This is a genomic window from Kitasatospora sp. NPDC091257, assembly GCF_044757675.1.
GTDB lineage: Bacteria > Actinomycetota > Actinomycetes > Streptomycetales > Streptomycetaceae > Kitasatospora > Kitasatospora lactacystinica.
The window spans coordinates 1-13,494 of the sequence record NZ_JBIVVI010000093.1 but is presented as its reverse complement, the minus strand read 5'-3'; the positions used below and the strand labels follow the sequence as shown (position 1 = coordinate 13,494).

The window sequence follows — 13,494 nt, the reverse complement described above, 5'->3', positions numbered from 1 at the left end:
CCCGGACACCTGAGGGTGTCCGGGGCCCACTGCCGCGTTCTCGCCGGCGAGCGGCTCAGAGGGTGCGGTTGCGGCCCGCGCCCCAGCCGGCCGCGCCGACCACCAGGACCAGCACCAGCATCAGCACCAGCGGGGTCTCCCAGCCGCCGGTCAGCTGGCGCAGCGCACCCGCGCCGACCGGGCCCGCCGCCGCGACCAGATAGCCGATCGCCTGCGACATCCCGCCCAGCTGGGCGGCACCGGCCGCGGTGCGGGTGCGCAGCACGATGAACGCGAGGCCCAGGCCCAGCGAACCGCCCTGGGCCACGCCCAGGATGGTCGCCGACACCCACGCGGCGGAGACCGGCGCGACCAGCAGCATCGCGATGCCCAGGCCGTTCAGGGCGACCATGGTCAGCGCCAGCCCGCGCTGGCTGGTCATCCGGCCGGCCATCAGCGGCACCAGGAAGGCGCCCGCCACCTGCACCAGGTTGGAGAAGGCGAAGACCAGACCGGCCTGGCCGCGGTCCATGCCGTGGTCGGCCAGGATGGTCGGCATCCAGGCGACCAGGGTGTACACCAGCAGCGACGAGATGCCCATGAAGAGGCTGATCTGCCAGGCCAGCGGGGACTTCCAGATGCCCTCGATCGGCTTGGCCGGCGCGGCGGCCGCGGCCACCGCCCCCTGCCGCTCCTGACGCGAGCGCAGCACCTGCGGCAGCCAGGCCACCGCCGCGATCAGCGCGAGCAGCGACCAGGCGCCCAACGAGGCCCGCCAGCCGCCGCCCAGCGCGTGCTCCAGCGGGACGGAGGTGCCGGCCGCGAGGGTGGCGCCGACCAGCATGGTGGTCGAATAGACGCCGGTCATGGTGGCCGCGCGGTCCGGGAACTCGCGCTTCACCAGGCCCGGCATCGACACGTTCAGCACCGCGATGGCCACGCCGATCACCACGCAGCCCGCGTACAGGGCCGCCACCGAGGGCAGCACCCGCAGCAGCACGCCCGCGCCGAGCACCAGCACCGCGCCGAGCACCACCCGCTCGGCGCCGAAGCGGCGGGTCAGCCGCGGCGTGAGCGGGGCGCCGACGCCCTGGAACAGCACCGGGACGGTGGTGATCAGCCCGCTCGCGGTGGCGGACAGGCCGAAGGTCCGCTGGATCTCGCCGACCATCGGGGAGACCGCCGCCAGGCAGGCGCGCATGTTCAGCGCGACCAGCAGGATGCCGGTCAGCAGCAGGAGCGGATGGGCCGCCCGGGCGCGGAGGGGGAGCGGGGCGGACGTGGTGACAACCGGCTGCTGGGCACGGGTGACGGCCATGGATGTGCTGTTCTTTCGTGAAGGTGCGTGGATGCGGACGGCGGAAGGGAGGCTCGCGCCGTCCTACTTCCGCGCCGCGATGGCCGCGAGCAGCTGCTCGACGGCCGCGGTCGGGCCGGCGAGCAGCGCACGACACGCCGCCTCGGCCCGGTCCGGGTCACCGCTCTCGATCGCGTCGACCAGCGCCTCGTGGGTCGCGACGACCGCCTCGGGCATGTCGTGGTCGCCGAAGGCGGAGGTCATCGCCTCGCGCACGGAGGCGCCGAAGTAGCGGTACACCTCGGCCAGCGCGGGGTTGTGCGCGGCCTCGACGACGGCGGTGTGGAACTCCAGGTCGTGCTCGACGGTGGCCTCGCGGCTCGCCCGCTCGGGGTGCGCCGCGAACACCTCGGCCTCACGGGCCAGCGCGGCGCGCATCCGCCGGATGTCCTCGGGGGTGTGCCGCAGTGCGGCCAGCCGGGCGCCCTCGGTCTCCAGCGCCGCGCGGACCTCCAGGACGTCCCGGATGCCCGAGCGCTGGACGCCGCGCAGGACGGACGCCGGGTCGCTGGTGGAGCGGACGAACGTCCCCTCGCCCTGCCGGGAGACCAGCATCCCGGCGTGCACCAGCACCCGGATGGCCTCTCGCACGGTGTTCCGTCCGACGGCCAGTTGCTCGGCCAGCTCGTGCTCGGTGGGAATCCGCGAGCCCACCGGCCACGCCCCACCCGCCAGCTGCGCCCGCAGCTGCTCGATCGCGGTGTCCACCAGGGAGCGCCGCCCGGCCGCCTGCAAACCGCCGCTCATGCCGGACCTCCCTTTCCACCGCACACGTCATCACCGGTCGTCGGTCATCCTACAACCGCTTGCCCGGTCATCCTACAACCCACCCCTGACCAGCCCATGAACCCTGGATGTACCCCCGGACACGGATCCCCGCGCCCCACCAGGGGCGCGGGGACCTGTGCGCGGGGCAGGAGATCGCGGCGGGTGGCCGGTGCCCGGTGGCCGGGCGCCTCCCCGCCGGAGGCGTCAGCGCTGCGGGTAGAGGCGCTCCAGGACTGCGGCGACGCCGTCCTCGTCGTTGCTGGTGGTGACGGCGTCCGCGACGGCGAGGAGTTCCTCGTGGGCGTTGGCCATGGCGACGCCGTGGGCGGCCCAGCCGAACATCGGGACGTCGTTGGGCATGTCGCCGAAGGCGATGGTGTCGGCGGCGCGGACGCCCAGGCGGCGGGCGGCGACGGCCAGGCCGGTGGCCTTGGACAGGCCGAGCGGGAGCAGTTCGACGACGCCGGCGCCGGCCATCACCACGCCGACCAGGTCGCCGGCCGCGCGCCGGGCGGCTTCGGCGAGGGCGTCGTCGGTGAGGGCGTGGTGCTGGATGTAGAGCTTGCTGAGCGGGGCGTCGAACAGCCCGCCGCGATCGACCCGGACGACCGGCAGGTCGGAGCCGATCAGCAGCTCGTAGCCGGGGCCGGCCAGCACCTGGCCGTCGAGGCCGTCCTGGTTGGCGGCGATGGCCAGCGGGCCGGTCTCGGTCTCGATCTTCTCGATCGCGAGCGCGGCGAGCCGCCGGTCCAGGGTGAGCGAGGTGAGCAGCTTGTGCGCGCCGGCGTCGTACACCTGGGCGCCCTGTCCGCAGACCGCTATCCCGGTGTAGCCGATCTCGTCGAAGACCGGGCGGGCCCAGACCGCCGAGCGCCCGGTGACGATGATGTGCAGCGCGCCCGCGCCGGTGGCCGCGGCCAGGGCGGCGCGGGTGCGCTCGGAGACGGTCTCCCCGCTGGTGAGCAGGGTGCCGTCGAGGTCGGTGGCGACCAACCGGTAGGGCAGGCCGCCACCGCCGGGGGAGGCGAGGCTGGGGCTGATGGTGCTCATGGGCCTTACGTCTCCCGGGAGTTGCGGGTGGTGCTGGGTGGTGCTGGCCGGGTTACTTGACCGGTTCGAGGACGGTCCGCCCGCCGAGGTACGGCCGCAGCGCCTCGGGCAGGACGACCGAGCCGTCGGCCTGCTGGTGGTTCTCCAGGATCGCCACGATGGTGCGCGGGACGGCGACCAGGGTGCCGTTCAGGGTGGCGAGCGGGCGGGTCTTGCCCTCCTCGCGCATCCGGATCGCCAGTCGGCGGGCCTGGTACTCGGTGGTGTTGGAGGTCGAGGTGACCTCGCGGTACTTGCCCTGGGTGGGGATCCACGCCTCGATGTCGAACTTGCGCGCGGCCGAGGCGCCGAGGTCGCCGGAGGCGACGTCGATCACCCGGTACGGCAGCTCCAGCGCGTTGAGGAAGTCCTTCTCCCACTGGAGCAGGCGGCGGTGCTCGTTCTCCGCGTCCTCGGGGGTGGTGAAGACGAACATCTCCACCTTCTCGAACTGGTGGACGCGGATGATGCCGCGGGTGTCCTTGCCGTAGGTGCCGGCCTCGCGGCGGAAGCAGGACGAGTAGCCGGCGTAGCGCAGCGGCAGCTTGTCGGCGTCGAGGATCTCGTCCATGTGGTACGCGGCGAGCGGGACCTCGCTGGTGCCGACCAGGTACCGGTCGTCCTCGGCGAGGTGGTACACGTTCTCGGCGGCCTGGCCGAGGAAGCCGGTGCCGTCCATGGCGGCCGGGCGGACCAGGGCCGGGGTGATCATCGGGGTGAAGCCGGCCGCGGTGGCCTGGGCGATCGCCATGTTGACCAGGGCGAGCTCCAGCAGCGCGCCGACGCCGGTCAGGTAGTAGGAGCGGGCACCGGCGACCTTGGCGCCGCGCTCGGTGTCGATCGCGCCGAGGATCTGGCCGAGCTCGACGTGGTCGCGGGGCTCGAAGCCCTCGGCGGCGAAGTCGCGCGGGGTGCCGATCTCCTCAAGGGTGACGAAGTCCTCCTCGCCGCCGACCGGGGCGGCCGGGTCGATGAGGTTCGCCAGCGAGCGGAGCAGGCGGTCGGCCTCCTCCTTGGCCGCGCCCTGTTCGGCGTCGGCGGCCTTGACCTCGGCGGCCAGGTCCTTGGTGCGCTGCAGCAGGGCGGCCTTCTCGTCGCCCTTGGCCTGGGCGACCTGCTTGCCGAGCACCCGCTGCTCGTTGCGCAGTTCGTCGAAGCGGCTGCCCGAGGACCGGCGCCGCTCGTCGGCGGAGAGGAGGGCGTCGACCAGGTCGACGTCCTCGCCACGGACGCGCTGCGAGGCGCGCACTCGGTCAGGGTCCTCACGGAGCAGGCGAAGGTCAATCACAGGCCCAAGCGTACCGGGCGACCGTTCCTCCACCAGTACGGCATTTCCCCTGGGGATAACTCGCCCGATCCTGTGGATAACTTCTGTGGGGAACGCTCCGCCGCCGGGTTATCCACAGGCCCGACCCCTGGCCTGTGGATCCAGGGGGAGGATGGCCCTCCGTGTGAACGAACCAGGGAATTGAGGTTTCAAACCTCAATCAACCTTCCCGAGTGAGGGAATTGAAGCACTCGGACGGGTGATTTGCTGGCAACCGGGTGACTCTGGTCCGATTGGTCATCTCTGCGACGCAAACCGATGGTCCGACCAGTTCTGGGCAATGGCTATACCGGTTTGTCGACTCTCCCCCGGCCTGTGGATAACTCGGGGCTGTGGACAGCGGGGAGCCCTGTGGACAGCGGCCCCCGGCCCCGGGCCGCCTGTGGACGACGGACGGGGCCGTCCGCCCCGCCCGATCGACCCGATCCAAAACAGTCGGAAAAGGTCGGAAAGACAAAAGATGCAATCAGGGTGTCCGGACGGCCGCGGAGGTCGCGGATGCCCCGCGGGCCTCAGATGTTCCCGCGGCCGTCGAGGGCGCGGGAGAGCCAGTCCGCCGCCGAGGAGAAATCCTCGTCCGAGGTCCCCGGCCGCCGGTGGGTGGACTCCTGCCGGTCGGCGCGCGGATAGGAGCCCAGGTACCGCACCTGCGGGCAGATCCGCTTGAGCCCCATCATCGCCTCGCCGACCCGGCGCTCGGACAGGTGGCCCTCGCAGTCGATCAGGAAGCAGTAGCTGCCCATGCCCTCGCCGGTCGGGCGGGACTCGATCCGCATCAGGTTGACCCCGCGCACCGCGAACTCCTGGAGCAGCTCCAGCAGCGCGCCCGGGTGGTCGTCCGGCAGCCAGACCACCATCGAGGTCTTGTCCGCGCCGGTCGGCGAGGAGACCCGGCCCGGACGGCCGACCAGCACGAACCGGGTGGCCGCGCTCTTGGCGTCCGCGATCTCCTTGACCAGCGGCTCCAGCCCGTAGATCGGCGCCGCGAACTCCCCGGCGAACGCGCCGTCGTAGCGGCCCTCGGAGACCAGCCGGGCGCCGTCCGCGTTGGAGGCGGCCGACTCCCACTTCGCCTCCGGCAGGTTGGCCGCCAGCCAGCGCCGCACCTGCGGCTGGGCCACCGGGTGGCTGGTCACCGTCTTGATCCCGGACAGCTCGGTGCCCGGTCGCACCAGCAGCGCGAAGGTGATCGGCAGCAGCACCTCACGGTAGATCATCAGCGGTGCGCCGGAGGCGAGTTCGTCGTTGGTCGCGGTGACCGCGCCCTCCACCGAGTTCTCGATCGGGACGAACGCCCCGGACGCCTCCCCGCCGCGCACCGCGTCCAGTGCCAGCGCCACCGAGGACAGCGGCACCAGCTCCCGGGTCGCCGCCTCGGGCAGGGTGTGCAGGGCCGCCTCGGTGAACGTGCCGGCCGGTCCGAGGTAGGTGTAGCGGGTGGCCGACATGATGCCTCCGTGGGAATCTCGGTGCTGCGCGGGCGGAGTGTGCCGAAGCAATCACCCTAACGACTCCGCGGCCCCGGCAGGAAAGCGTTCCACCGACCGGAACCGCGGCGGTGCGTCCCGGTGACTCCGGGGGAACTACCCCTCCAACAACTGCTGTCCGAGGTAGCCGCCGGGCGGCGGGCCCGGTGGCAGCGCGTACAGGCCGCCGGCCTCGTGCCGCAGGAAGCGGGAGAGGCCGTCGCCCCGGGAGAGCTTGCGCTGCACCGGGGTGAAGCCCTTGCGCGGGTCGGCCTGGAAGGCGAGGAAGAGCAGCCCGGCGTCCGGGGAGCCGTCCGGCAGCAGCCCGTCGTGGTACGAGAAGCCGCGGCGCAGCATGGCCGCCCCGCCGTTGGCCGCCGGGGCGGCGACCCGGATGTGCGCGTCGGCGGGGATCGCCAGGGTGCCGTCCGGGCCCTGCGCGGCGAGGTCGACCGGGGACCGCTCGCCGGCCCCGGCGGGCGCGCCGAGCGGGGCGCCGTCCGACTTGCGCCGCCCGATCACCCGCTCCTGCCGGTCCACCGGAAGCGCCTCCCAGTGGTCCAGCAGCATCCGGATCCGCCGGAACACCAGGTACGAGCCGCCGGCCAGCCAGCCCGGCTGGTCGCCGCCGGCGGCGCAGAACACCGTGGCGGCGAAGCCCTCCTCGTCCGGCCGGGGGTTGTTGGTGCCGTCGATCTGGCCCATCAGATTGCGTCCGGTCACCGGCCGCGCGGCGGCGCCGGGGGTGCGGGCGAAGCCGGCCGACTGCCAGCGCAGCGCCGCCGTCCCGGCCGCGAGCCGCTGCAGCACCCGCAGGGCGTGCACGGCGACCAGGGCGTCGTCCGCGCCGATCTGGACGAACAGGTCGCCGTCGCCGCGGGCCGGGTCGAGCGCGTCGCCGGGGAAGGCGGGCAGCGGTTCGAGCCCGGGCGGGCGGCGGTCGGCCAGCCCGGCCTTGTCGAACAGGGCGGCGCCGAAGCCGACCGTGACGGTGAGCGAGCAGGGCCCGGCGTCCAGCGCGACCTGGTCGTCGAACTCCTCGGCCGGCTCCCCCGCGGTCAGCCGCTCGGCCGCCTTCGTCCAGCGCTGCAGCAGGGTGCGCAGCCCGTCCCGGCCGACGCCCACGGCCAGGTCGAAGGCGGCGAGTTGGACCCTGGCCTGCGCCGGGTCGGTGATCCCGGCCTGGTGCGCGCCGCGGAACGGCACCCGGGCGGAGCCCAGCGTCCCGCCGGACGGGCCCGCCGCGTCCGCCGTCCCGCCCGGCCGCCCGTCCAGGGCGACCGCCCCGGCGACGCCCGCGCCGGCGCCGGCCAGCAGTCCGGCCCCGGCGGTGCCGAGCAGCGCCCGCCGGGTGAAGCCCGCGGGCCCCGCCGGACCCGGCCCGTGGTCCGTCGGGCCGGGCTCCGCCGAGCCGGGCTCCGCCGGACCGTGCTCCGTGGAGGTGTCCGTCATCCCGCTCACCCGATCCTGAACTGCTGGGTCGGGGTGGTCTGGTCGATGTCGGAGGAGCGGATCTGCACCGACACCACCCAGTTGCCCGCCAGCGGGAGCTGCGCGGTGCCGCTCCACCGGCCGGTGCCCTCCGGGGTGAGCGCGACCGGCAGCGGGCCGAGGTCGCGGTCCGGCAGGGTGAAGGCGAGCTCCACCTCGGGGACGTCCACCGGCTGCCCGTCCGCGCTGTCCAGCGTGAGCTTCACCTCGTTCGGCCCGGTCCGGGCGGGGTTGAGGGTGACGGTCGCGGTGCCCTTGGCGTTCGGCGTCCGGCCCTTGGTGTCGTACGGGAGCTTGAGCTCGACGGTGCGGCCCGGCTCGGTCTGCGGCGCCACCGGGGCCCCGCCGGCCGCCGGAGCGGCGGCCGCCCCGGCCTTGAGCTCGCCCGCGACCCGTCCGGGCGGGGAGTTGGTGAGCATCGTGGTGACCACCAGCACCGCCACCGCGACCAGCGCCTCGACCAGCACCGAGCGGCGCAGCCCGGCCCGGGTCGGGGTCAGCCCCCGGTCGCGTCCGGCGCTCCGCAGGGCGGCCCGCTGGCGCTCCAGCTGCGCCTGCCGGACCGGGTCCTCGCTGTGCGTCGCCACGGCGACCGGTTCCGGCAGTTCGGCCGGTGCGACCTCCACCGACTCGGCCGGGGCCGAGCGCAGCCGGGCCAGCCAGGAGCGGGAGATCCAGGCGACGCCGAGCATCGCGACCACGCAGCCGCTCTTCACCAGCAGCAGCCGCCCGTACTCGGTGCCGGTCAGCGCGCCCCAGCTGCCCAGGCCCCGCCAGGACTGGTAGATCCCGGTGACGGCCAGCACGGCCACCGCGCCGAAGGCGATCCTGGAGAAGCGGTCCACCACCTCGGCGCCGACGCCCTCGCGCAGCGCGACCAGCAGCGCGGCCAGCCCGCCCAGCCAGAGCGCCATGGCGAGCAGGTGCAGGATGCCGAGCGGCAGCGCCAGCCAGACCTGGATGCCCACCGAGGCGTGGTCGGCGCCGACCCAGGTCGCCGAGAGGGCGACCGCCAGCACCAGCCCGGCCACGCCGAGCCCGAGCCGGACCTCGCGCTGCGGCCGTTCGGCGGCCCGCCGCTCCAGCTCGCGCAGCTCGGCGTCCTCGGCGTCCTCGGCGGCCTCCTCGGACACCGCGGGACCGGCGGGGCCGTCGGCGTCCTCGGAGCCCTTGGAGCCCTCGGAGCCGTCCTCGTCCCGCGGCTTCGGGACGACCGGCCGCGGCGGCTGCCCCAGCTGCCCGACCAGCAGCGACAGGAACACCCCGCCCGCCGCGAGCAGCAGCAGCCGGGCGGCCAGCGCGGTGCCGATCCGCTCGTCCAGCGTGGCGCGCATCAGCGACAGGTCGAAGGCCTGCCCGACCCCCGATCCGCGCTCGTACGGGCCGCGCAGCATCAGCACGGCGACGGTGGAGACCAGCAGCGCCGTCCAGCCGGTCATCAGCAGCCGCTGCACCCGGCGCCGGGCGGTGCCGGCCGGCCAGCAGATCAGGACGAAGGCGGCGACGCCGACCAGCAGCGCGAACGCGGTGTACGCGACGGTGCGCCCGGTGCCGTACAGGAAGGCGACCAGGCCGTCGGCCTCCGCGCCCTGCAGCGCGGTCGCCGACACCGAGGTGTCCGAGGGCGCGCCGATGGAGAAGGTGAACGCCCCGCCGACCGGGTGCGAGTCGTCCGAGACCGCCCGCCAGGCCACCGTGTACGTGCCGTTGGCGAGCCCGCCGCGCAGCCCGACCCGGGCGGTGTTGCCCTTGCCGTCGGCGTGCGCCGGGTTGCCGGTGTCCACGGCCTGGCCGGCCGGGTCGAGCACCCGGACGGAGTCGCCGGAGAGCGAGACGGACTCGCTGAAGGTCAGCGTCACCGCCTGCGGGGCGGTGGCGACGACCGAGTTCTGCCGCGGGTCGGTGGAATCCAGGGTGGCGTGCGCGGAGGCCGGACCGGCGCCCGCGAGCATCAGCGCAAGCAGCGCGCCGAGCATTCCGAGCACCCCGGCGATCCGGCGGTGGGTGGCCTTCTCCAGGCCGGCCGACTGCATGGTGGCGGTCCCCTTAACTCTGGCTGGGCCGGTAGGTGAGCTCCTTGACCGGAACCTTGACGGAGATGGTGCCGGACTTGGCGAAGGTGAGGTCGAGCTCCAGCTCGTCGCCGAGGGCCGGGGTCTTCTGCCATCCCATGATCATGAGGTGGTTGCCGCCCCGGGCGAGCTGCAGGGTGCCGTGCGCGGGGACGTCGAGACTGTCCACCTGCTCCATGGTCGACGCGGTCGAGCGGTGCATGGTGACCGACCCGGCGGCCGGGCTGGTCACCTTGAGCAGCTCGTCCTGCCCGCCGTCGTTGCGAACGGTCAGGTAGCCGGCCGCCATGCCGCCGGCCGGGGGCAGCGGGATGTAGGAGTCGGCGACGCTGAGCCTGGCCGGGCCCCCGGCGGCACCGTCCTGCCCGCCCGTGCCGCCGCCCGTCCCGCAGGCGGCCAGGATGGCGCCGCCGCCCAGGGCCGTCGCGACGACGGCACCGAGCAGGGCGGTGCGGCGGAAGCGGCCGGTTCCGGTCTGCACCGAGGTCACGCCGCGACCCCCTTGGCGAGCAGCGGCAGGTCGTGCTCGTAGGTCTTCTCCTCGGTGCCGCTCATGTAGAGCACGTGCGCCTTGTCGTCCGAGGGGAGGAAGGCCAGCACCTGCGCGCCGTGGGTGGAGGTGACCGTGCCGTCCCCGTTGACCACCGGGTCCTCGATCATGATGCCGAGCGACTTGGCCGCGGTCTTCACCTTGGCCAGGTCCCCGGTGAGGCCTATGAAGTCGCTGCCCATCGAGTCCAGCCAGGTGCGCAGCACCTGGGGGGTGTCGCGCTGCGGGTCGGTGGAGACGAAGACGACGTTGACCTTCTGCCGGTCCGCCTCGGGCAGCGCCTTCATCGCGACGCCGATGTCGCCCATGGTGGTCGGGCAGACGTCCGGGCAGCTGGTGTAGCCGAAGAACAGCAGGGTGGCCTTGCCGTTGGTCTGCTGCCGCAGGTCGAAGGGCCGGCCGGAGGTGTCGGTCAGCTGGAGGTCCGGCTTCTCGAAGTTCTTGGCGAGCTTGGTGCCCTGGTACGGGGTGTCCTCCTTCTGCCGGGTGACCTTGGCGACGGTGGAGTCGCCGCCGGAGGAGCCGCAGGCGGAGAGGGTCAGGGCGGCGGCCAGCGCCAGGGCGGCCGCGCCGGCCAGGCGGGTGGTGCGGGTGGTGCGGGGCATGCGAGTTCCGATCGTGCGCGGTGGGCCGCCGGCGGGGCCGCACCCGTCCTGCGGGTGCGGCGCCGCCGGCGCGGGGGTCAGGAGGCGGAGCCGCCGTTCTTGCGGCGCAGGCCGAGCACGCCGACGGCGGTGCCGATCACACCGACCACGATGCCGACCACGCCCAGGGTGCGGGCGGTGGAGTCGCTGGACTTGGCGTCGCCGGAGGCGGCGGTGTGGTCGGAGCTGTCCCCGTGGGCGCCCGCGGCCGGGGACGCGGTGACGCCGTGGCCGTCGCCCTCGGCGGCCTTGGTGAGCTTCAGGACGGGGGCGGGCTTGGCCGGCTCGGGCTGGCCGTCCTTGGACTCGTCGATCCAGCGGGCGATGTCGCCGTTGTCGTAGGTCTGGAGGGTCTTGAAGACCAGGCTGTCCGTGTCGGTCGGCAGCGGGCCGAGCGAGACCCGGAACTCCTGGAACTGGCCGGGGGCGATCTTGGTGCCGGCGTCGGCGGTCCAGGTGATCTTGGAGACGGCCTCGGTGACGTCGTTGCCGTGCACCTTGATCGGCTTGTCGAGCTTGGCCTTCTCGACCGCGGCGGTCCAGCCCGGCAGCGGCAGGGTCCGGACCGAGGCCAGCGGGTGGTCCAGCGGGAGGTTGACCTCCAGCTTCACCGTGCCCGCGGTGTCGCTCTCGTTCGGCACCCGGAAGTCGACGGCCGTGTAGCCGCCCTGGGCGGCCGCGCCCGGGTTCACGGTGACGTGCGCGAAGGCGGGGCCGGCCAGCGCCACCACGGAGGCGGCGGCGGTGAGGGCGACGGCGGCGAGACGACGGGTGGGAAGGGAACGCATGATGCGGGTCTCCGATCGGAGCTCGGCGGCAGCCGGTACCGGGCGACGGACACGATCCGTACCGCGGGGGCCGCGCGTGGGGAGGTGGGGGCAGAGCCTCGGGCCGCCCCGGTGGTCGGGGGAACGGCCGGACGGTGCGCACACCGGCACCCGACGCGGCCGCAGGGCCGCCGGGAGACGCCGGTCAGTACGCGAGGGCCCCGCACGGCGGACCGCGCCGCACCACGCTGTGCCGCAGCACCGCACCCGTCGGGAACAGGCTCTCCCCGCCCCGGGCACCGAACCGGCGGGCCGGGCCCGCCACGCCGAACAGACCGCGCAGCAGCGCGGCCACCAGCGCGAACGCCGTGCACAACGGCGCCGCCCAGTGCTCCCGGGCCGCCGTGGCGGCCACCCGCAGCAGCCGCCACAGCGCCGCCTCGCCGCGCCGCAGCCACCAGCCCGCGACCAGCGCGGCACCCAGGTGCCCGGCCAGCATCGACGGCGTCATGCCGAGGACACCGGCCTGCCACCAGGGCGCGGCGGCGAACGCGTGCGGATCCAGGCCCGCGGAGGAGACCAGCTGCTCCGCGGACGGGCCGCCGGACAGGCCGAGCAGCGTGCCGGGGCGCGCCTCGTTGCAGATCAGCCGACCGGCCACCTGCGGCACGGTCAGCGGCCCGGGGCCGCCGTGGTGCATGCCCGGCATGGAGCCGTTGAAGCCGTTGAAGCCGTGGAAGAGACAGTGCAGCGCGAGCTGCCCGGCACCCAGCGCCCCGGCGATGCCCGCCAGCGAACGCTCCCGCCCGCCGCAGACCGCCGCGAAGGCCAGCACCGCGGCGAAACCCAGCGCCAACGCGGTCGGCGGCACGTTCCCGCCCCCCGCCAGGGCGTGCCCGGCGGCCGCTATCAGGGTGCAGACCAGCGCGAACGGGACCGCCCGGGCAAGCCGCAGGTCCCAGGCGGCGGACCCCACCGGCTGAGCCGGTCCGGGGGCGCCCGGGAGCGGGGCGGCGGCGAGGGCAGTCATGGCCGGGCCATCCTCTCATTGCGTACGCCGCCGACACGGGCAGGGTGGGAAATCCCTACGAATGCCCCTTTCGGCGGCGGCGTGCGAGGGGGCGTACGCGTCGCCCGGCACAGACCCCGTCCCCCGGTCCATCCGCCGAACGGGCGGTAGCGGCCCCCGGGCACGGTTCACCCGCGAATCGCCCGGAGATACCTAGTTGTATGTGGAGCCGCAGCCAGGAGGGACCTCCCGTGGACATCTGGTGGACTCTGCACCTCAAGCGCGACCCGGCCAGCGTCCCGCTGGCCCGGCGCATCCTGCTCGGTGCGATGGCGACCGCGGGCGTCGACCCGCAGATCGCGGACGACCTCGGCGTCGCCCTCACCGAGGCCTGCGCCAACGCCGTCGAGCACGGCGCCACCGGGCGGCCCGACGACGGCTTCCAGGTCACCGCCTCGATCTGCGGCGACCGGCTGCGGATCGAGGTCACCGACTCCGGGCCCGGCCTGCCAGCCCCCGCTCCCGCCGGGGCTGCCGCTCCCGCTCCCGCTCCGGCCGCCGCCCGCCGCCCGGCCGCCCCGGCGCCCGCCCGTCCGGCGGTGGCCGGCCGGGCTCCCCGCCGCACCCGCCGCGGCCGCGCCACCGTCCCGGCCCGCGTCCTCGCCGCCCACCGTCCCCGCCGCGACGGCCACCCGTACGACACCCACGTCCTGCCCTGCCGTCCCAGCACCCCGACGCTGCGCCCGGTCGACCTGGACACCCTTCCCGACCTCACCGCCGAATCCGGCCGGGGCCTCTTCCTCATCCACGCGCTCACCGACCACGTCCAGCTGCGCAACCACCCGCTGCGCGGGGCGATCGTCAGCTTCGACAAGATCCTCAAGTGGCAGGACGGGGCGCTGCTGCGCGCGGCGTCCTAGGGCAGGCGGGGCCGGCGGCCGGAAGGACGAGGGGCGCGGGCTGTGGGCCCGCGCC

At 74.6% G+C, this 13,494-nt stretch carries 12 protein-coding genes; 1 reads left to right on the top strand and 11 read right to left on the bottom strand.

The features are described from left to right. Positions 1-55: 55 nt before the first annotated feature. The 11 genes from ACIQOV_RS06825 to ACIQOV_RS06775 form a co-directional block, all read right to left on the bottom strand. On the bottom strand, positions 56-1,297 hold the full coding sequence (locus ACIQOV_RS06825; RefSeq protein WP_401045729.1) for a CynX/NimT family MFS transporter: 1,242 nt from the start codon (positions 1,295-1,297) through the stop codon (positions 56-58). A gap of 63 nt (positions 1,298-1,360) precedes the next feature. Continuing rightward, positions 1,361-2,083, bottom strand: a complete 723-nt coding sequence (locus tag ACIQOV_RS06820; RefSeq protein WP_359898045.1) for a FadR/GntR family transcriptional regulator — start codon at positions 2,081-2,083, stop codon at positions 1,361-1,363. Positions 2,084-2,308: 225 nt separating this feature from the next. Then, complete coding sequence (locus tag ACIQOV_RS06815) at positions 2,309-3,154, bottom strand: HAD family hydrolase (RefSeq protein WP_380553312.1); 846 nt, start codon at positions 3,152-3,154, stop codon at positions 2,309-2,311. Positions 3,155-3,206: 52 nt separating this feature from the next. Next, positions 3,207-4,481 carry a serine--tRNA ligase gene (serS, locus tag ACIQOV_RS06810; RefSeq protein WP_359898041.1) on the bottom strand — a complete coding sequence of 425 codons (1,275 nt, stop codon included), beginning with the start codon at positions 4,479-4,481 and terminating at the stop codon, positions 3,207-3,209. Between the two features lie 551 nt (positions 4,482-5,032). Further along, on the bottom strand, positions 5,033-5,968 hold the full coding sequence (gene pheA, locus ACIQOV_RS06805) for a prephenate dehydratase (RefSeq protein WP_359898039.1): 936 nt from the start codon (positions 5,966-5,968) through the stop codon (positions 5,033-5,035). Between the two features lie 135 nt (positions 5,969-6,103). Further along, complete coding sequence (efeB, locus tag ACIQOV_RS06800; protein ID WP_401045725.1) at positions 6,104-7,438, bottom strand: iron uptake transporter deferrochelatase/peroxidase subunit; 1,335 nt, start codon at positions 7,436-7,438, stop codon at positions 6,104-6,106. 5 nt (positions 7,439-7,443) lie between these two features. Beyond that, on the bottom strand, positions 7,444-9,510 hold the full coding sequence (locus ACIQOV_RS06795) for a FixH family protein (RefSeq protein ID WP_401045722.1): 2,067 nt from the start codon (positions 9,508-9,510) through the stop codon (positions 7,444-7,446). A gap of 13 nt (positions 9,511-9,523) precedes the next feature. Then, the gene (locus tag ACIQOV_RS06790) at positions 9,524-10,039 is read right to left on the bottom strand and encodes a copper chaperone PCu(A)C (RefSeq protein WP_359898035.1); all 516 of its coding nucleotides are present in this window, start codon (positions 10,037-10,039) and stop codon (positions 9,524-9,526) included. Further along, entirely contained in the window at positions 10,036-10,704 is a 669-nt protein-coding gene (locus tag ACIQOV_RS06785) for an SCO family protein (protein WP_359898031.1), read from the bottom strand. Before ACIQOV_RS06785 ends, ACIQOV_RS06790 begins: the two co-directional genes overlap by 4 nt. A 77-nt stretch (positions 10,705-10,781) precedes the next feature. Next, complete coding sequence (locus tag ACIQOV_RS06780) at positions 10,782-11,531, bottom strand: YcnI family protein (protein WP_401045718.1); 750 nt, start codon at positions 11,529-11,531, stop codon at positions 10,782-10,784. Between the two features lie 184 nt (positions 11,532-11,715). Beyond that, complete coding sequence (locus tag ACIQOV_RS06775) at positions 11,716-12,540, bottom strand: hypothetical protein (protein WP_401045716.1); 825 nt, start codon at positions 12,538-12,540, stop codon at positions 11,716-11,718. A 230-nt stretch (positions 12,541-12,770) separates the two neighbouring features. On the opposite strand from ACIQOV_RS06775, the gene ACIQOV_RS06770 reads away from it, so the two are divergent. Beyond that, positions 12,771-13,439: an ATP-binding protein gene (locus ACIQOV_RS06770; protein WP_401045713.1), complete on the top strand. Its 669-nt coding sequence runs from the start codon at positions 12,771-12,773 to the stop codon at positions 13,437-13,439. Positions 13,440-13,494 lie beyond the last annotated feature (55 nt).

Bases quoted from the DNA above. Each gene is read 5' to 3' on its own strand.
- ACIQOV_RS06825 (WP_401045729.1), bottom strand. From the start codon at position 1,297: ATGGCCGTCACCCGTGCCCAGCAGCCGGTTGTCACCACGTCCGCCCCG.
- ACIQOV_RS06820 (WP_359898045.1), bottom strand. From the start codon at position 2,083: ATGAGCGGCGGTTTGCAGGCGGCCGGGCGGCGCTCCCTGGTGGACACC.
- ACIQOV_RS06815 (WP_380553312.1), bottom strand. From the start codon at position 3,154: ATGAGCACCATCAGCCCCAGCCTCGCCTCCCCCGGCGGTGGCGGCCTG.
- pheA (WP_359898039.1), bottom strand. From the start codon at position 5,968: ATGTCGGCCACCCGCTACACCTACCTCGGACCGGCCGGCACGTTCACC.
- efeB (WP_401045725.1), bottom strand. From the start codon at position 7,438: ATGACGGACACCTCCACGGAGCACGGTCCGGCGGAGCCCGGCTCGGCG.
- ACIQOV_RS06795 (WP_401045722.1), bottom strand. From the start codon at position 9,510: ATGCAGTCGGCCGGCCTGGAGAAGGCCACCCACCGCCGGATCGCCGGG.
- ACIQOV_RS06785 (WP_359898031.1), bottom strand. From the start codon at position 10,704: ATGCCCCGCACCACCCGCACCACCCGCCTGGCCGGCGCGGCCGCCCTG.
- ACIQOV_RS06780 (WP_401045718.1), bottom strand. From the start codon at position 11,531: ATGCGTTCCCTTCCCACCCGTCGTCTCGCCGCCGTCGCCCTCACCGCC.
- ACIQOV_RS06775 (WP_401045716.1), bottom strand. From the start codon at position 12,540: ATGACTGCCCTCGCCGCCGCCCCGCTCCCGGGCGCCCCCGGACCGGCT.